16 protein-coding genes are annotated in these 18,034 nt (G+C 67.2%); 10 read left to right on the top strand and 6 right to left on the bottom strand.

What is annotated here, in order from left to right:
• Positions 1 to 201: 201 nt before the first annotated feature.
• A complete protein-coding gene (locus tag K1T35_RS33145) occupies positions 202 to 1,527 on the bottom strand; it encodes a PIN-like domain-containing protein (protein ID WP_220255704.1) in 1,326 nt (441 codons plus the stop codon).
• 1,606 nt (positions 1,528 to 3,133) lie between these two features.
• Positions 3,134 to 3,979 carry a LysR family transcriptional regulator gene (locus K1T35_RS33140; RefSeq protein ID WP_220255703.1) on the bottom strand — a complete coding sequence of 282 codons (846 nt, stop codon included), beginning with the start codon at positions 3,977 to 3,979 and terminating at the stop codon, positions 3,134 to 3,136.
• A gap of 68 nt (positions 3,980 to 4,047) precedes the next feature.
• On the opposite strand from K1T35_RS33140, the gene K1T35_RS33135 reads away from it, so the two are divergent.
• The 5 genes from K1T35_RS33135 (at position 4,048) to K1T35_RS33115 (ending at position 10,124) form a co-directional block, all read left to right on the top strand.
• Positions 4,048 to 4,968 carry a DMT family transporter gene (locus K1T35_RS33135; protein WP_255621012.1) on the top strand — a complete coding sequence of 307 codons (921 nt, stop codon included), beginning with the start codon at positions 4,048 to 4,050 and terminating at the stop codon, positions 4,966 to 4,968.
• On the top strand, positions 4,965 to 6,035 hold the full coding sequence (locus tag K1T35_RS33130; RefSeq protein WP_220255702.1) for a KR domain-containing protein: 1,071 nt from the start codon (positions 4,965 to 4,967) through the stop codon (positions 6,033 to 6,035). The genes K1T35_RS33135 and K1T35_RS33130 overlap by 4 nt, the downstream gene beginning before the upstream one ends.
• A gap of 103 nt (positions 6,036 to 6,138) precedes the next feature.
• On the top strand, positions 6,139 to 7,464 hold the full coding sequence (locus K1T35_RS33125; RefSeq protein ID WP_220255701.1) for an amidohydrolase family protein: 1,326 nt from the start codon (positions 6,139 to 6,141) through the stop codon (positions 7,462 to 7,464).
• 307 nt (positions 7,465 to 7,771) lie between these two features.
• Positions 7,772 to 9,682: an MFS transporter gene (locus K1T35_RS33120; protein WP_220255700.1), complete on the top strand. Its 1,911-nt coding sequence runs from the start codon at positions 7,772 to 7,774 to the stop codon at positions 9,680 to 9,682.
• 4 nt (positions 9,683 to 9,686) lie between these two features.
• Complete coding sequence (locus K1T35_RS33115; RefSeq protein ID WP_220255699.1) at positions 9,687 to 10,124, top strand: universal stress protein; 438 nt, start codon at positions 9,687 to 9,689, stop codon at positions 10,122 to 10,124.
• A gap of 27 nt (positions 10,125 to 10,151) precedes the next feature.
• Here K1T35_RS33115 and K1T35_RS33110 read toward each other — a convergent pair whose 3' ends face one another.
• Positions 10,152 to 11,723 carry an FMN-binding glutamate synthase family protein gene (locus tag K1T35_RS33110; RefSeq protein WP_220255698.1) on the bottom strand — a complete coding sequence of 524 codons (1,572 nt, stop codon included), beginning with the start codon at positions 11,721 to 11,723 and terminating at the stop codon, positions 10,152 to 10,154.
• 114 nt (positions 11,724 to 11,837) lie between these two features.
• On the opposite strand from K1T35_RS33110, the gene K1T35_RS33105 reads away from it, so the two are divergent.
• A complete protein-coding gene (locus K1T35_RS33105) occupies positions 11,838 to 12,242 on the top strand; it encodes a PPOX class F420-dependent oxidoreductase (protein WP_220255697.1) in 405 nt (134 codons plus the stop codon).
• A gap of 34 nt (positions 12,243 to 12,276) precedes the next feature.
• Here K1T35_RS33105 and K1T35_RS33100 read toward each other — a convergent pair whose 3' ends face one another.
• Entirely contained in the window at positions 12,277 to 12,840 is a 564-nt protein-coding gene (locus tag K1T35_RS33100; RefSeq protein ID WP_220255696.1) for a putative immunity protein, read from the bottom strand.
• Between the two features lie 43 nt (positions 12,841 to 12,883).
• Between K1T35_RS33100 and K1T35_RS33095 the strand changes: the two genes are divergently transcribed.
• Together K1T35_RS33095 and K1T35_RS33090 are read left to right on the top strand one after the other, a co-directional pair.
• Entirely contained in the window at positions 12,884 to 13,681 is a 798-nt protein-coding gene (locus tag K1T35_RS33095; RefSeq protein WP_220255695.1) for a thymidylate synthase, read from the top strand.
• Positions 13,678 to 14,157 carry a dihydrofolate reductase gene (locus K1T35_RS33090; protein WP_220255694.1) on the top strand — a complete coding sequence of 160 codons (480 nt, stop codon included), beginning with the start codon at positions 13,678 to 13,680 and terminating at the stop codon, positions 14,155 to 14,157. The genes K1T35_RS33095 and K1T35_RS33090 overlap by 4 nt, the downstream gene beginning before the upstream one ends.
• Here K1T35_RS33090 and K1T35_RS33085 read toward each other — a convergent pair.
• Positions 14,154 to 15,110, bottom strand: coding sequence for a LysR family transcriptional regulator (locus tag K1T35_RS33085; protein WP_220255693.1), 957 nt, complete (start codon positions 15,108 to 15,110; stop codon positions 14,154 to 14,156). The two genes, K1T35_RS33090 and K1T35_RS33085, sit on opposite strands and share 4 nt — an antisense overlap.
• A gap of 111 nt (positions 15,111 to 15,221) precedes the next feature.
• On the opposite strand from K1T35_RS33085, the gene K1T35_RS33080 reads away from it, so the two are divergent.
• Entirely contained in the window at positions 15,222 to 16,490 is a 1,269-nt protein-coding gene (locus tag K1T35_RS33080) for an MFS transporter (protein ID WP_255621011.1), read from the top strand.
• Here the strand turns inward: K1T35_RS33080 and K1T35_RS33075 are convergent.
• Positions 16,420 to 17,139 (bottom strand): HD domain-containing protein, encoded by a 720-nt coding sequence (locus tag K1T35_RS33075; RefSeq protein WP_220255692.1) that lies wholly within the window; start codon positions 17,137 to 17,139, stop codon positions 16,420 to 16,422. The two genes, K1T35_RS33080 and K1T35_RS33075, sit on opposite strands and share 71 nt — an antisense overlap.
• Before the next feature lie 73 nt (positions 17,140 to 17,212).
• Here K1T35_RS33075 and K1T35_RS33070 point away from each other — a divergent pair, with 73 nt between their 5' ends.
• Positions 17,213 to 18,034 carry a mycofactocin-coupled SDR family oxidoreductase gene (locus tag K1T35_RS33070; RefSeq protein ID WP_220255691.1) on the top strand — a complete coding sequence of 274 codons (822 nt, stop codon included), beginning with the start codon at positions 17,213 to 17,215 and terminating at the stop codon, positions 18,032 to 18,034.

The raw sequence follows: 18,034 nt of genomic DNA, 5'->3' as shown, positions 1-18,034 counted from the left end.
TTCGGGAACAACAGGTCCCCAGTTGCGGCATCATGAAGGACGCGAGCGTCGAACATCTCGACAAGGAAAGTCGGCAACGGCAAGACCCGTCGGGCGGAGAAGATTTTGCCGCTATGTCGGACGAGACCAACACCCCGGACGCGGACGAGGTTGGCGTTGATCGTGATGGTTCGAGCGCCCCGGTCGACGGCGGCTCCAAGGCTATGAGAATCGCTTATCACTATCGCCGCCATACGCAGCAACTGCATCAATCGACAAGTGAGCGCGAAGCAACTTCGCCAGCTCCGCCCCGTCGATCAGTCGAACCGAACTCTTGCTCGCTAGCGCCTTGGCCTGATTTGTTACTGTTCCAATCGTGACAATGATAGCGCCTGAAACGTCGGGTTCTTGCATCATCATGCCCAAAACTTGCTGCACTGCACTGCTAGGCAGGGAGTGAGCGTAGCGCTTTACCTCCACAATTACCTTAGTAGGGAAGAGTGCATTCTCGTCTCGCAGGACGAGGTCTGGTCCCATTGAAGGATTCGGGTGGCCCTCCATTTCACTATAGCCCATTGCGAGAAATAGGGTACGCACGAGATCTTCAAGCTCTCGCCAGCCAAGCACCGAAAGCTCAAGGATGGAGCCATCCGGCTCACCATCGGAAGATGACGACGCTTCGTCTTCTGCAGCTCGAACCTGCTGGACGGTTTCAGACGAAACCCTCGCGGCCAAATAGGACGAGGCGCCATCCAAGAAGTCTGAAAGTGATGTCAGGACAAGGTCTACGCCGGCCAAGTCGCGCATCTCCTGCACCAGTTCAGGTCTTGGACCTACGATTCGACCTTTACCGTCATCTAGCCACCAATCAGGCTTGACATCACTTGTTATTAGCACCACTCCAGCGCTCATGTCGACTGTACGGGCGTGCGAAATTAGCTGGCGCCAAAGTATGTAATCGCCAGCCGCACGAACTGCATTCTCCTTCTTCGCGTCGCGGTATCCTGGGGGAATCTGGTTTGGATATCTGAAGGAGACGGCCTCCTCCACGATCGCACGAAGGTCGGCTACCTCGAAAGCATCGCCAATCTTGCCGCTCAACATCGTCGATATGCGATCAAAGATCTCGTCAGCACGGTCCGGACGAGAGGGGTGCGTATCATGCTCCTTTTCAAGTAAGTCCAGCTCGATCAGCGCAGCTGCCAGCACTCCATCGAGACGCTTCTCCAGAGACTCACGGTCAAGCTCCACGCTCGACAGGTTCCATTCACGCGCCGTCCTATTGCGATCGCGCAGCTTTAGAACCTGATCGATTGCGGCCTCAAGAAAGTCAATAGCTTCCCCTGTCGCAGCCTTAAGGGACCGGCGAGCGTCTTTAAACCGAGAAAGTCGCTCAATCACGACACGTTTGCGATTCCGACTGAACTCAAGAGCTACCTGATGCGGCACCCAAAGGCGAGACCCAAGAGCTTCAAAGACAGAAAATACTTCCTCGCGAGCCGTAGTGCCGACCTCGTAGAATGCGAGCAGGATATTCGCGTCAGGCACAATAAGTCCGGCCTGAAACGCTCGTTGTCGAGCTTCTTCCTTCTGTGTAGACCACGCAGCGAACGCAGAATGCAAATCTATAGGCTCGCGAGCCATTTCGCCCCCTGTCTGTCTTCCTGAAGAAGATCGTGCATGGGCCCAAACCTGTTACCTGACGTATGCGTCTGGACCCAGGTAGTCGGCTTCCTGGTCCCCGAGTAGCCCCAACTGACATGTAGCAGCCGTGTAGTAACCGGCTCACGTAGCAGCCACCTCAGTCGGAGCACTACCGTGACGCTGCCTCTGATCGCAGTCCCGCTCGCTCGTATCCGCAGCACGCATCTCGCCGAGGCTTTGGGCGCGAGGGCCACCCGGCGCTTGATCATCCCTGGGCGGCCACGATCTTGAGTTGCCAAGGGACGACGTCGCTCCGGTCAACTGAGCGCCGCCCAGGATCCGAGCCGGAAGCCTGCCCACTCGAGGCTCTCGATGACTGGGGACGGCCTCCGTGTCATCGTCCAATCGGGTTAACTTGCGAAAGGTAGCCGGATGGCGGTACCGTTACGCCTGCCCCTCAGGATTGCACCTGGTGCGAGGGGTAGCCACTGCTTGTAGTGCCGACTGCAGTCGTACCTGTCGATCTCGTTGATAATCCTCTGCGCAAGCATGCCGCAGGCGGGGTACTTCGGGCCGCCCAAATGGCGGGCCGAGGTGCAGTCGCCGCTATGAACAAGACGACCATTGCCGAGGGAGGACCGCAAGTCATGGACGCGATCTTCAGTCCCATGCTGTGGGTCGGAGTAACGGTCCTAGTTACCCTCATCTCGGCGACTTTTCGTCTGTTGATTGTCTATCGTGCGATTCGAGGCGCTTCGCCTGCACAACGACCGGCAATTTTGCGTGAGTTACCTGCAATCTTGCGGTGCTCGACATGGACAAGCAGGAATGCCCTCTCGCGGCGACGAGAACTTTCATAGAGGTGCTCCACTCTAGGGCTGGCGGCCGTGGCCTGGCCTGAGGGCCGAGCAACAGCAACGAGGCTCTCGCCAAGGCTCTGGGGACGAGGGTGCGACGGTCTGTAGAGGCGAGGCAGCCACCCTTTACTCACCTCAAACGTCGGTATGCCATTGCTGTCGACCATGAACAGCCGGTGCAAAGCCCAGATGGTCTGTGCAAGTAGGAGGCTGTGTCGACGATCGACCGCAGACGGCCGAAGTGTCCGGAACGAATCCGTCAGGTCGTGGGTTCGAGTCCCACCCGCCCCACACGCTGACCAGCATTAACCGCTCCCACCCGTGATCTTCGGCTGTTCTCGTCCATGCTTGCTTCCATGAAGAAGCGGCATGCGCTGCCCTCATGACCAGCTCGAACAGCCGGAATGGGAACGGCGGCGGGGGAGCATCCGCGAGCGCGGCGGCTCCCTGCAGGTGCGCGTCTACGCGGGGCTGGATCCAGCGACGGGCCGAGAGGTAATTCGGTACCTGGGAATGTGGCGCCGAAACACCGACCGCGGTCGCGATGGCGCGATCTTCTGATGTCGACGCAACAGACGATGATCACGCGGTGGCCGTGCCCTGTCCGGCACGGTCACGCCGGCAAGATCACGATCAACGGCTGGAATATGATCTTACTGGCCGAATGTCTGTGCCATTGCGGCGAATTCGGCGGCCGCAGGGTGTGTAGCCGGGTCCGGCCAGGCCAGTCGAACCGGTAGCGGGGGCGCGTCGGTGAGTGGCACGTACACCAGGCCGGGGTTGGGGTGCATGCTGATGGTGGCGGCCGATGTGACGCCGACGGCGGCGCTGGAGGCGATCGCGACCGCCCAGTCGTCGGGATTGGCGACGGCGAGCGTGCGGGTCGGTCGACTCGCGGCGGGCCAGAGCCGGACGGTGGTGGATCCGGCGACGGTGTTCAGCGCGATTGTCTCGTCGGCGAGGTCGGCCAGTGCGAGTTCGGTCCGTTCGGCCAGTGGATGGTCTTGGGCCAGTGCCACCACTCGCGACTCCTGCCAGAGCAGCACGGTGTGCATGCCGCCGGGGCCGGCAGTACCGCGTAGCACCGCGACGTCAGCCCGGCCGAGCGCGAGGCCGGCAGTGCGGTCGTCCACGCGCAGCAGCCGCAGCGGGGTCTCGGGGTGAGCCCGCCGCCAGGCGCGCAGCAGCGGCGTCGTGTGTTCGCCGAACGCCGCCCATGCGTAGCCCACCCGCAGCGGCCAGGCCCGGTCCGGTGCCAGGGCGTGTTCCACGGCCGCGAGCGCTGCTGCCGCCCGTTCGCGCAGCGCGAGCCCGGCCGGGGTGAGTCGTAGGTGGTGGGTGGAGCGGTCGACCAATCGCACACCCATGTGGTCCTCGAGTTGCCGCAGGGTGCGGGACACGACCGGTTGGCTGAGGTGCAGGCTGTTCGCCGCGCCGGTCACGGTGCCCTCGTCCGCGATGGCGAGGAAGCAGCGCAGATGCCGCAGTTCGACGGTCATACCTCTCAAGCATAACCAGCGGTGAAGAAGCATTTCCGGGTGGAGATTGCGGCTCATAGCTTCGTGGTGTGACAGACACCCGAACGGCCGCGCTCGGCGGCCAGGAGGAATCGAGCCGGCTGGTGCCGGTGGCGCTGGTGCTGGCGGGCATGTCGGCGCAGCAGTTCGGGACGACCGTCGCGGCGTTGTTGTTCCCGATGGTCGGTGCGGCGGGCATGGTGACACTGCGGCAGCTGATGTCGGCGCTGGTGCTGCTCGCGGTGTGCCGCCCCGTGCTGCGCGGCTACAGCCGTGCGGACTGGGCGGTGATCTGCGGGTTCGGGCTGGCCCTCGCCACGATGAACGGGCTGTTCTACCAGGCGGTCGCCCGGATCCCGCTGGGCGCTGCGGTGACCTTCGAGGTGCTGGGGCCATTGGCGCTGTCGGTGTTGACCAGCCGCAAGGCGATGAGCGCGCTGTGGGCGGCACTTGCGCTGGCAGGGGTGGCACTTCTCGGCCGCGGCGGGTTGACCCAGCTCACCGGCTCCGGTGTGGCATTCGCACTGGGTGCGGGCGCGATGTGGGCCGTCTACATCCTGGCCTCGAAGCAGGCCGGCACGCGGTTCCCCGAAGCGGATGGGCTTGCCCTGGCCATCTCGGTCGCAGCGGTGCTCAGCCTCCCGATCGGCATCGTCGACGCCGGTGTCACGCTGCTGCGGCCGGAAGCGCTCGGCTCTGGCCTGGCGGTGGCGCTGCTGTGCTCGGCGGTGCCGTACACGCTCGAACTGCTCGCCCTGCGCAGGCTGACCGCTGGCGCGTTCGGGGTGCTGCTGAGCTTGTCGCCGGCAGTCGCCGCCCTCGCCGGGTTCATCGTGCTCCACCAGCAGCTTTCACCGATTCAGATGCTGGCGATCGGGCTCGTGGTCGTGGCGAGCACGGGCGCCGTGCGCACAGGCCGATCGGATCGACGTTCCCCGCGCCACACGAGCGCCAGCGAGGAGGATGCGTGAGCACGGTTTTGGTGATCGGAGTCGGTGACCTGGGTGAGCGGCTCGCGGCCGGACTCGCCGGCCACCCCGGCGTGCGTCGGCTGCTGCTGGCCGGCCGATCCGTGCCGAAGGTGACGAAGGCAGCGACCACCGTGCTCAGCAGCTACGACTGCCTGGTGGAGCCGGTTCGGCTGGATGCCCTCCGGGTGGAGGACGTCGCTTCGCTGTTGGCCACCCATAGGCCCGACCTGGTGGTGCAATGCGCCTCCCGGCGCAGCCCGTGGGAGCTGTTCGGCCGGGACGACCCGGCGGCACGGGCGGTGGCGGCGGCCGGTATCGCGCTGCGTCTGCCCTACCAACTCGCGGTGCCACTCGCCGTCATGCGCGCCGCAAGGGAGGCCGGGTATTCACGACCGATCGCCAATCTGTCCCTGCCCGACGTGACCGGCCCGATCCTGGCCGCACTGGACCTCGCACCCACGATAGGTCTGGGCAACGCGAGCGTGATCCAACTGCGCGCCCGCGCCGCATGGCGGGCCATCCACCCGGACGCCACGAACGCACCGCTGATCCGGGTGATCGGCCACCATGCGCAGGTATTCGACGTGATGCAAGCCGACCCTCCCGCGGATCCCGACCACCGCTGCCGGATCTACCTCGACGAGCAGGGACACCGCGACGACGGCCTCGCCTACCAGGCCCCGGGGCTGGCGCCCGGGCCGCGCTACAACCACGTCACGGCCGCGGCCGCACTGCCCGTGCTCACCGCGCTGCTGCCCGACGCGCCACCGCTGCGGTGGTCGGCGCCCGCCCCGGACGGCCTGCCCGGTGGATACCCGGTGCGCATCAACAACCAGGCCGTCGCACTTGATCTTCCACCAGGCGTGACAGCCGACGAAGCGATCGCGTTCAACCAGCGAATGAGCAACGGCGACGGCATCCACCACGTCGACGACGACGGCACCGCGTACTTCACCCCAGCTTGCCAGGAGGCAGTCGCCGACATCGCCGCCGACATTGCCGAACCGCTCCCCATCGACCAGATCGACACCCGCGCCGCCCGGCTGGACGACGTACTCCGGATCTGACGCCACTCTCGACCTGTTCCAGATCGGCGAGTTGGTGTGCGACCGTCCGTCGGGTCGGCCCCCTCCGGGGTTTCGAGAACCTACTGCAACGAAAGGATTCCGGGTGGCGAAGCGACTCGTGCTGGAGGCCGGCTGGGTGTTGCCGATGGATGCGAAACTCGAGGTGATCCAGAATGGTGCGGTGGCGATCGAGGGAAACCAGATCGTCGACGTGGGCCCAGCCGGCGAAGTCACCGGGGACGAGATCCGGCGGCTTCCCCGGCACGTCCTGCTTCCCGGGGTCGTGAACGCGCACACGCATGTCGCCGGCGCGATCTTTCGCGGGCAGTTGGAGGACCGGCCGAACAATTTCTACGGCTACGCGCTGCCGATGGAGCAACACATGGATGCCGACGCCATCCACGTGCTCAGCCGACTGGGGATCGCCGAGTTGCTACTGTCCGGGTGCACGACGATGAACGACATGTTCCATCACGCCGCCGAGACGGCCCGCGCGGCTGCCGAAGCCGGTATCCGGGCGCAGATCGCTCACAAGACCTACGACGTCGACCTGCCCCGCATCGGGCAAGGCCGGCGGGACTATTCGCCGGAAAGAGGTGTGCGCAAGCTCGGCCAGAACGTCGAGCTGTACGAGAAATGGCACGGCGCCGCCGACGGCCGGATCGAGGTCCGGTTCGGCGCGCACGCCGCCGACACCTGTTCTCCTGACCTGCATCGGAAAATTGTTGCCGAGGCGAGGGCGAGGGGTGCCGGAATCCACACACACGTCGCGCAGGGCCGGTCGGAACACGAATACCTGCGCGACCGCTACAGTCAGAGCTCGGTGCGATTCCTTGAAGACAACGGCGTTCTCGGCCAGTCGACGGTCGCCGTCCACCTGCTGTACGCCGACGCCGGCGACGTCGAGACGTTGCGGCGCACCGATACACCGGCCGCTCATTGCCCGGGAAACGTCATGAAGTCGTCTGGAATACTCGGCCCGATGAGCGAGGTTTATGCCGCCGGGCTCCGCGTCGGCTGGGGCACGGACTGGGTCACCATGGATCCCTGGGACGCGATGCGCGCCGGGATTTTCGGCCTGCGGCTGCAAACGAACGACCATCTCGCCCTGAGTGCCCGCGAAGCGCTGCGGCATTTTACCTCAGGAAGTGCCGATGCTCTCGGCCTGGCCGACCGCGTCGGTTCACTCGAGCCGGGTAAGAGGGCCGACCTGATTCTTGTCGACGTCGACCAGCCGCACCTGGCACCGCTGGACGACCCATTCGGTGTCCTGGTCTACAACGCCAGCGGCCGGGACGTCACCCACGTCATGGTCGACGGTGCTCTCTTGGTCGCCGACCGCCGACTCGCGTATGCCGACACATCCGAGCTCATCCGCGACGCCCAAGCTACCGCCACGCGCGTCTGGGCCGCTGGTCGGGCCTCCTGAATGCAGCAGCAAATTTAGATGGATCGCGAACAAGTGTCGATCTTGTGGCCGTACGTGTGGGTGCTGGCCGGGCTCAGTGGGGCGAATGGGGGGTGCGGGCTTCTTGCGGTCGCCGCCCGATGGGCGGCCGACCGGTTGATCTCCCTACTGGCGGAGCCGGTCTGTGGATCACATCCACCTGTCGCACTCGACGTTCGGGGAGCCTGACGGGGACGACCACCGAGATCACTTACTGGGCAAGATCATGCGCATCCGGCCGTCGGCTGCTATGTGTGGCACGTCACACACGACGGGGTTACCGTGCAGGGTGACGGGGGATGTCGCGTCCGGTTTCGATCCGACTGACCGCTTCGTCGGCTTTCGATCCGACCGCAAAGGAGCGCATTCGATGGCAGTGAACGTTGCGGAAGTCACCGAAGTCGGATCGGACGACGAACGCCGCCCGCTGATGACACCCGGCAACATCGCATGGATGAATCTCGGGTTCTTCGGTGTGCAGTTCAGCTTCGGACTCACCCAAACTGCGGTGAACCCGCTGTTCGTGCTGCTGGGGGCGGATGCCCACAGCCTACCGATCCTCAACATCGCCGGCCCGATCACCGGTTTGCTGATCCAACCGTTCATCGGGGCGATGAGCGACAAGACCTGGAGTCCCCGGTGGGGCAAGCGGAAGCCCTTCGTGCTCGGCGGCGGCCTGGTGTGCGTCATCATTTTGTTCCTCTTCCCGGTCGTGACCGCGCTGTGGATGGCCGTGATCTGCCTGTGGCTGGTCGATGCCGGGAACAACACCGCGATGGAGCCCTACCGGGCGCTGATCTCCGACCGGCTGCGCAAGACGCAGATTCCTCGCGGCTTCCTGACCCAGAGCCTGTTCACCGGCGCCGGCGCGGTGCTGGCGAACGTGTCGCTGTACGTCTTCCAGCAGGCCATCACCGGCGCCACCGACGCCGGCGTGCCCTACTGGGTCTTCGTCTGCTTCTGGCTGGGAGCGGTCTGCTGCCTCGTGACGATCTCGATCGCCATGGTCCGGACCAAGGAGATCCCGCCGACCGATGAGGAGCTGACGGAGATCCGGTCGAAGTCCAAGGGTCCCGTCGCCACGATTGCCGAGATCGCTGAGGCCGTGAAGGTGATGCCCATCGGCATGCACAAGATCGGCTTGGCCTTCTTGTTCCAGTGGTACGCCATGTTCATCTATTGGCAGTTCGTGAGCGTCAGCGTCGCCGAGTCGGTCTTCAATGCGGCCCCGGACACTCCCGGCTACGAGGAGGCTGCGGGCTGGACCGGGCTGATGAACGGCGGATACAACTTCGTCACGATGATCTCCGCCTTGTTCTTGCTGCCGCTGTGTCAGCGTTTCGGCGGCAAGCGGGTGCACGCGGGCACCCTGGCGCTCGCCGGACTGTCATTGGCCGCATTGTCACAGATCAACAATCAGATCCTGACCCTCGTGCCGATGATCGGCCTCGGCATCTGCTGGGCCAGCATGGTCGGCGTCCCGTACTTGATGGTCGCGAGCATGGTCCCCAGGGAACGCACCGGCGTGTACATGGGGATCTTGAACATGATGATCGTGGTTCCCATGCTGATCCAGACGATCACGTTCGGCTGGATCTTCGAGAGCTTCCTCGGCAGCAGGGGAACTAACGCGATCATGCTTGCCGGAGTGCTGCTCCTTGCCGCGGCCATGGCCATGCTGTGGGTCAACCCGCCGCCGGCGGACGAGGAGTCTTCCGTCGTGCCGCTCGCCGGGCGCCGCGAGATCACCGTCTACGACCGGGTGGTGGTCGGCTCCGACGGATCCCCCTCGGCGCTGTACGCCGTGGCAAGGGCGCACGAGGTCGCTTCCGCCGCCGAGGCCAGGATGGTGGTCGTTTCGGCGTACGACCCGGGGACCGAAGCCCAGCGGACGGAGCAGGTCGACGGTCGCAGGCTGCTGTACGGCGAGAAGGCGGCCCGAGACGCGATGCGGACGTCGGTGAAGGAGCTGACCTCGGAGCGGATCCGGGACATCGAGCAGGTGGTCGTCGCGGCCAAGCCCGCCGAGGCCCTGCTGCGGGTGGCCGGCCGGAACCCCGCCAGCCTGATCGTCGTGGGCAACCGCGGCCTCGGCGCGCAGGAGGGCGAGATGCTCGGGTCCGTGCCCGGCGAGATCGTGAAGAAGGCGGTCTGCGATGTGCTCGTCGTCCAGACCTCGGCTCTCCACGAGGAGGACTGAACCCATGCCAGAGATCAAGCTCATCATCGTTGGGGTCGACGGATCCGAGAACAGCCGGATCGCCCTGCACTGGGCCTACGGCGAGGCCACGCACCACGGCGCTTCCCTCACCGCGGTCACGGCATGGCACCGGCCGGCGTTGTTCATGGCCCCGCCGTACGGGTCGCTCCCTCCGGAGGGCTACGAGACCCAGCCGAAGGACGACGCCCTGGCCATGCTGGAGCGGTTCACCGCCGATCTCACCCCCACGACGCCGGCCGTGGATGTGCGAACCTCGATCGCGGAGGGGAACCCGGCCAAGGTGCTGATCGAGCGGTCGAAGGAGGCCGACCTGTTGGTGGTCGGGGCGCGGGGCCGCGAGGGATTCGCCGGGATGTTGCTGGGCTCGGTCAGCCAACACATCGTGGCCCACGCGGAGTGCCCGGTGGTGGTCGTGCGCTGACCTGGCCGTCGTCGACGGCGGGTCGGATCAGGATTTACCGGCGGCGGTGGGCGAGGGCTGTGCCGAACCGCCCTGTGATGCGGTGTCGGTCATCAGCTTCACGACGGCGGCCTGATCGGCGGCGGACGGATAGCCCCAGTCGGGTTCGTAGCCGTAGATCTCGTGCAGCGGCGTGCCCACGGTCTGCCCGGTGAGGATCTCGACGTCGTCGCTGCCGATGAGGGCGGGGTGCTCGACGCCGGTGGCCTCGGCCACCTTGAGCAGGTCGCGACGGAGGGTGCGGATGTAGTTCGCCGCCCGCACCGATTTCAGCTCCGGGTCGAGGCCGTGGGCAAGCCAGCGGTTCTGCGTCGCCACACCGGTCGGGCAGGTGTCGGTGTGGCATTTCTGGGCCTGGATGCAGCCGATCGCGAGCATCGCCTCGCGCGCGACGTAGACCAGGTCGACGCCGAGCGCGAATGCGGTCACGGCGTTGTCGGGCAAGCCGAGTTTCCCGGCTCCGGCGAACACGACCTGCTCGTGCAACCCGCGCTGCGCGAACGTCCGGTAGACCCGGCTGAAGCCCATCCGGAACGGCAGGGCCACGGAGTCGGTGAATACGAGCGGCGACGCTCCGGTCCCGCCCTCGCCGCCGTCGATGTTGACGAAGTCGACGCCGCGTTCGGTGTCGGCCATGAGGTGGGTGAGCTCGTCCCAGAACGCCATGTCGCCGACGGCGGACTTGATGCCGACGGGAAGCCCGGTCTCCGCGGCGAGCATCTCGACCCAGTCCAGCAGCTCGTCGGTGTTGGTGAACTCGGCGTGCCGGGACGGGCTCACGCAGTCGCGCCCCACGGGGACACCGCGGGTGGACGCGATCTCGGGGGAGACCTTGACGCCGGGCAGCAGCCCGCCCAGCGACGGCTTGGCGCCCTGGCTGAGCTTCACCTCCAGCGCCCGGATCGGGGCCGCTGCCACGACGTCCTTCAGCCGGTGCAGGTCGAATCGGCCGTGCTCGTCGCGGCAGCCGAAGTAGCCGGTGCCGATCTGCCACACCAGCTCCCCGCCGAGCAGGTGGTGGGGCGACACGCTGCCCTCGCCGGTGTTCTGCATGCATCCGGCGAGCGCCGCCCCCTTGTTCAGCGCCGCCACCGCGTTGCCGGAGAGCGATCCGAAGCTCATTCCGGAGATGTTCACGACCGAGTCCGGGCGGAACGCCCGTCTGCGCCCGCGGGCGGCACCGAGCACCTTGGCGCACGGGAGCCACGCCTCGTGGCCTGCGCGAGGGCTGGACGCGGGCACGGCGCGGCCGAACGTCCGGTGCTTCACGATCACGTAGCCCGGCGTGTGCTCCACGTCGTTGTCGGTGCCGAAGCCGAAGTAGTTGTTCTCGAGCTTGGCCGAGGCGTACACCCAGCGTCGCTGGTCGCGGCTGAACGGGCGCTCCTCGTCGTTGCCTGCGACGATGTACTGCCGCAGCTCGGGCCCGATCTTCTCGACGAGGTACCGGCCGTGGCCGATCACGGGGAAGTTGCGGAGCAACGCGTGCCGGCGCTGCACGAGGTCGTGGGCGGCGACCCCGGCTGCGGCGGCCAACGGCAGCACCCGACGCCATTTCATCCGTCAGAGTCTGCTCCGGTCCGCTCGCTCGCGCAGGTCAGGAGCTGCGAAGATCGTAGCCTGCGAACCAGACAATTTGACCTGAAGTCGACTTCAGCTACTACCCTCTGAAAAATGATCTTCACTGCGCGTGAGAAGAGGTACCTGACCAAACACCCGCTGGGTCGGCTGGCCACGATAGGGCCGTCCGGTGCACCGATGAATCACCCGGTGGCGTGCTGGGTCGACCTCGATTCCGGAGTCGTTGACGTTGGTGGGCCCGGCCTGAGCACGTCGCGCAAGGCGCGCAACATCGCGGTCGAACCTCGCGTATCGATCGTGATCGACGACGTTGCGGACGAGCCTGTCGGCCCTGGCGGCCAGCGCGGCCGCGGGCTGGAAATCCGGGGACGCGCCGAATTGGTCGCGACACAAGGGCCGATGATTGAAGGATTCACCAGCGAGGTCCTGCGGATCTGGCCGAATCGGATCAGATCCTGGAACGTGGACGGGCCCGGCTCCCGTGACCGGAACGTCTGAAGGCAGCGGCATGCGGTCCCGAACCGCGCCGCGATCAGCCTGACCGCAACGATGTGTCCAAGCTCTTCATGAGCTGTGCGACGCGGGTCTTGCCGACGGGTGCAGGAGGGAAACGCCCGAGCACGTCGACAAGGACGCGTGTCGCACGCTGACGAGCCCGCTCGATGCGCTCGTCGCCCACGCCCGGATCGCCATCGGCGTACAGCTCGGCCGCACATGCCGCGTGCGCTGCGGCCCGCAGGATGTGCCCGACCTGCGACGCCCTGACGGACGGCGCCCAGCCCTGCACAGCAGCGGGCGGGTGGAGGTACGCGGCGGAGGCGGCGTCACCGGCGGCGTGTGCGGCATGCTTCGCGGCCTCGGTCGTCGCTTCCTTGGCCGCTCGGTGCGCATCCAAGGAGGTGACGCGCTGCAGCTTCGTACGGTTGGCGCCGCCGACGAACGCCCACGCCGCTTCGACAGCCGCACGTGGTCGTCTGTCGTCGGGGTGGTGCTGCTCGAAGACGGTCAGAACGTCCTCGGCGCTCTGCACTGCGAAGCGAGCGACCATGCGCAACTCATCCATGGTCAACTCGAGATCGCCGGGTTCGATCCTCATGTCCTCATCGTGGGCCCGTGCACCCCTATTAGGCTCCCCGGGCATGCCGGACACGCAGTACGAAGACCTGCTCCGCCACGTGCTCGACACGGGCGCGCGCAAGCAGGACCGCACCGGCACGGGCACGCGGTCGGTCTTCGGCCATCAGCTGCGCTACCGGCTGTCCGACGGCTTTCCGCTGATCACGACGAAGAAGGTCCACTTCCGCTCGGTCGCGTACGAGCTGCTGTGGTTCCTGCGCGGTGACGGGAACGTCACGTGGCTGCGGGAGAACGGCGTCACGATCTGGGACGAGTGGGCGGGGCCGGACGGTGATCTCGGCCCGATCTACGGCGTGCAGTGGCGGTCGTGGCCGACCCCCGACGGCGGGCACATCGACCAGATCAGCGAGGTGCTGCGCACGCTGCGCGAGAGCCCTGACTCCCGGCGGATCATCGTGTCCGCCTGGAACGTCGCCGACATCCCGCGGATGGCGCTGCCGCCGTGCCACGCGTTCTTCCAGTTCTACGTCGCCGACGGTGAGCTGTCCTGCCAGCTTTACCAGCGCAGCGCGGACCTGTTCCTCGGCGTGCCGTTCAACATCGCCAGCTACGCGCTGCTGACGCACATGATCGCCGAACAGGTCGGGCTCGGCGTCGGGGAGTTCATCTGGACCGGCGGCGACTGCCACATCTACGACAACCACGAGGACCAGGTCCGCACGCAGCTCGCACGCGAGGCGCGGCCGTTCCCCACGCTGAGCCTGAAGCCCGCGGAGAGCCTGTTCGACTACACCTACGAGCACATCACGATCGACGGCTACGACCCGCACCCCGGCATCAAGGCACCGGTGGCGGTGTGATCGGACTCGTCTGGGCGCAGTCGGCGAACGGCGTCATCGGGCGCGACGGCACGCTGCCGTGGCACCTGCCGGAGGATCTGAAGCACTTCCGCGCCCTGACCACGGGCGCGACCGTGCTCATGGGCCGCCGCACATGGGAGTCGCTTCCTCCGCGGTTCCGGCCGCTGCCGGGCAGGCGAAACGTCGTGTTGTCGCGCACGCCCCAGGAAGGTGTGGAGACGTTCCCCGACCTGCGGCAGGCGCTCGCCGCGGTGTCCGGGGACGTGTGGGTGATCGGCGGCGCCTCGGTGTACCGGGCGGCGCTGCCGTTCGCGGACCGGATCGAGGTGACCGAGATCCGGGAGCTCTTCGACGGTGACACGTACGCGCCGGACGTGGGGCGCTCGCCGGACTCCGTGGGGGAGTGGGAGGAGTCGTCGACCGGGCTGCACTACCGGTTCCTGACCTTCGCTGACCCCCGACCTCCGGAACTCTAGATATGAGCAGAAGTGCCGTTCAGCCGGAACTCCGGCGCCCATTTTGGTGTCCAGACCTCCGTTTCCGGTGCGTCCACTCGTCGGGAGACCAGATAGTCGTGAAGGCTATTCAGCGTGGGATGCGGGTTGTCGGCGCGCCAGATCAGTGACATCGGGTAGATGGGTGCCGGATTCCGCACCGGGATGCGCCGCAGGTCGTAGCGGTCCGGCCACAGGTACCGCGAGCGTTCACCGACGAACGTCGCCAGTTCCGGGCAATCGGCGATCTCGTCCAGCAGGGCCTCTGCCCCGAAGCTGGGCCCGACCACGTCGATCGTGAGCCCGAACGCGGCGGCGAGTTCGTCGTAGTACGCGGCCCATTCGGCATCGGGTGCCATGCCGGGCATCCAGATCCGATGTCCGGCGAGCTGTGCAGGTGTGACGGAGCGAGCGTTGGCGAGCGCGTGGCGGGGCCCGACGAGCAGCTCGTGCGGCTCGTCGATCACCCGGACGGCCTTGATCGTGTCGGGCACCGGACCCGGGACGGCGTGGAAGGTGGCGTCGATCGTGCCGGACTCGACAGCGGCGATCGCGGCGCTGACCGGGGCATTCAGCGTCACCACGTCCAGTTCGATCTCCGGGTGCGCGCGGTAGAAGTCCTGCAGGAGCACGGCCGGTGCGACCCGACGGCCGACGACGTCCACGCGGAGCGCGCGTCGCCCAGGACGCACGGACGCGTCGGCCCGCTCTTCCGCCCGGAGGAGCTCACGGGCATGCGGTAGGAACGCCTGGCCGTCGATGGTGAGCTGGGCCCCGCGGGCCGTGCGGGTGAACAGGCGTACCCCCAGGTCCTTCTCCAGGGCGGCGATGCGCTTGGAGACGGCCTGCTGGGTGACCGACAGCACGGCGGCGGCTTCCTGGAACTGGCCGGCGTCCGCGGCGGCGACGAAGGTGCGCACGGCGTCGAGATCCACGCGCCGAACCCTACTTGTACAACCCCTGGTTGTGTTTCTCCGCCGATTCAGTTGTTTGACCGGAATGCTTCGATCGGGGCGATCAACGTCGAGTTGTCGAAATGGGGTTCCGTGGCGCTGGGCCGGCAGTTCGGATGGCTGTGGGCGTCATACGCCGTCAGCGCCTATGGGTCCGGGCTGGGGTTCGGTGCGCTCCCGCTCATCGCCGTGCTGGTGTTGGATGCCGGCCCGGCTCAGGTGTCCGTCCTCGCCGCGGTCGGGCCTGCGGTGGGCGCGCTGATCGCGCTGCCGCTCGGCCCGTGGGTGGAGTTCCGCCGCAAACGCCCGGTGATGATCGCGATGGACCTGGCCCGGTTCGCGGCCATGATGTCCATCCCGGTCGCGTACGCCTTCGGCGGGCTCGGATTCGCCCAGTTGCTGGTCGTCTCGGCCGTCGTCGCCGCGGCCAAGATCGCCTTCACGGCGGCGAGCGGGGCCTGCCTCAAGGCTCTCGTCCGGCCGGAGGACCTGCTCGTGGCCAACGCGCGGTTCGAGTCGACGACCTGGAGCTCGATCGCCGTCGGGCCACCGCTGGGCGGGGCGGCGATCGGCATCTTCGGGCCGGTGGCGACCGTGGTCGTCGATGCGGTGAGCTACCTGCTCTCCGCACTGGGGATCACGGCGATCCGGGGCCGCGAGGAATGCCCGCGGCGAACCGAGAGCAGGGTCCGGGCCGGCGAGTTGCTCGACGGCTGGCGGCACATCATGAGCCACCCCGGCCTGCGGGCGCTCTACGTCAACAACCTGCTCGTCGCCGGGCTGATCATGGCCACCGAGCCGTTGCTCGCCGTGCTCATGCTCGGGGAGCTCGGGTTCGCGCCATGGCAGTACGGCCTCGCGTTCGCCGCCCCCTGCGTCGGCGGGCTCATCGGATCGCGCCTCGCCCGCCGGGTCGTGGCGAGGTACGGCCAGCACCGGATCCTCCGCACGGTCGGCACGCTGCGCGCGGTCTGGCTGATCGGCCTGGCCTTCGTTCAGCCCGGTGCCGCAGGCCTCGCGACCGTGATGGCCGTCGAGTTCGCGGTGATCATCAGCATGAGCCTGTTCACGCCGGTACTCGCCGCCTACCGGCTCGAGAACACGCCCGACGACCGCGTCGCCCGCGCCCTGTCGGCCTGGTCGATCGGCAACGGCTTGGCCATCGCCGTCTTCAGCGCGCTCGCCGGTCTGCTCGCCGACGCCACGAGCCCGCGCACGGCGATCACGGTTGCGGGGCTGCTCATCCTCGCCAGCCCGCTGCTGCTGTCCCGGGTGCAGCTCGCTCCACGTGTCAGCTCGGCTCGAGGATCGCGGCGAACCGTTGCTCGGCGAGATCGAACTGGCCGGCGATCTTCGCTTTGACGTCGTCCGTCAGTGGGGTGTCGGGTCGGGCGACGAGCTCGCGCAGCACCGGCACCAGCGGGCCGTACTTCACCGCGGCCCGGCGCACCTTCGGCCCAACCGTGTAGAGGACGCCGACGCCGTTGTCGGTGAAGTCGGAGACCTTGATCGGACGGGCCCACGGGTTGCCGGCCAGGCTGGTTGCCACGTGCTCCCGGTACTGGTCGTCCTTGTCCCTTGCCGGGTCGTATGCGGGGTTGGTGACCGCGCCCACCAGCTCGGCCACCCGTGGGCCGAAGTCGCGCGCCAGCACGGCGAGTGCCGCCGTGGTGGGGTCCTCGGGTGCGCCGCCCGCCAGCTCCTCGGGGTGATCCTCGACGGCGTCGTGCAGCAGGGCGGCGGCGAGCACATCGACGTCGCGGACCTGGTAGTGACACATGATCCGGAGGGTGACGCGCAGCAGGTGGTTGAGGACGGGTTCGCGGGACCGGCGGTCGTCGCGGTGCAGCCGCTCCGTGAGCCGGAACGCCCGCTCCAGCACCGACCGTCCGGCCTCGGTGAAGGTCGCGACCTCGAGCTGGAACCGCCTGCGCAGTCCCTTCTCTCCGTAGACCTCGGTGACGACGTGCAGCGGGAGGGACAGCAGGTACCTCGGCGTCAGCTCGTCCATGGGCCAAAGTAACCCGACCCACCATGATGTTGATCCGTACGTGATGAACCCGTCACACGCGAAGGGTGGGCACATGACCGGACGGCTCGAGGGGAAGGTCGCTCTGATCACCGGGGCGGCGCGGGGACAGGGGCGCAGCCATGCGGTGCGGCTCGCGAGCGAGGGCGCGGACGTGATCGCCGTGGACATCTGCCGCCAGCTGGAGACCGTCGCCTATCCGCTGGCGACCGCGGCGGATCTGGCGGAGACCGCGTCCGAGGTCGAGGCGCTCGACCGTCGGATCGTGACGGCCGAGGTGGACGTGCGGGACGCGGAGACGATGGCCGCGGCCGTCGCCGACGGGGCCGAGCAGCTGGGCGGGGTCGACATCGTGGTGGCCAACGCCGGCATCGGCATGGTCGCCAAGGACGTCGCCCCACCGGATGCGTTCCGGGAAGTGCTCGATGTGAACCTGGTGGGCGTGTGGAACACCGTGCACGCCGCGGCACCGATCATGATCGAGCAGGGCAGGGGCGGCTCGATCGTGCTGACCGGCTCGACGATGGCGCTGATCGGGCGGGGCGGTAGCGGGGACGCGGGCGCGGACGGATACGTCGCGAGCAAGCACGCCATCGTCGGGCTGACCAAGACCTGGGCGAACTGGCTGGCCAAGCACAACATCCGGGTGAACTCCGTCCACCCGACCGGCGTCAGCACCCCGATGATCCTCAACGACGCGCTCCAGGAGTTGCTGGCGTCGTTGCCCGCCGACGGCCCGGACATGAGCAACCTGCTCGACGTCCCGCTGGTCGAGCCACGGGACGTCAGCGCCGCCGTCGCATGGCTGGTCTCCGACGAGGCCCGCTACGTGACCGGTGTGGCGCTCCCGGTGGACGCCGGCATGACCGTGAAGTAG

It is taken from the genome of Pseudonocardia sp. DSM 110487 (genome assembly GCF_019468565.1).
Classification (GTDB): Bacteria; Actinomycetota; Actinomycetes; order Mycobacteriales; family Pseudonocardiaceae; genus Pseudonocardia.
The sequence above is the reverse complement of the archived record's forward strand: the minus strand, read 5'-3'. Positions and strand labels throughout refer to the sequence as shown.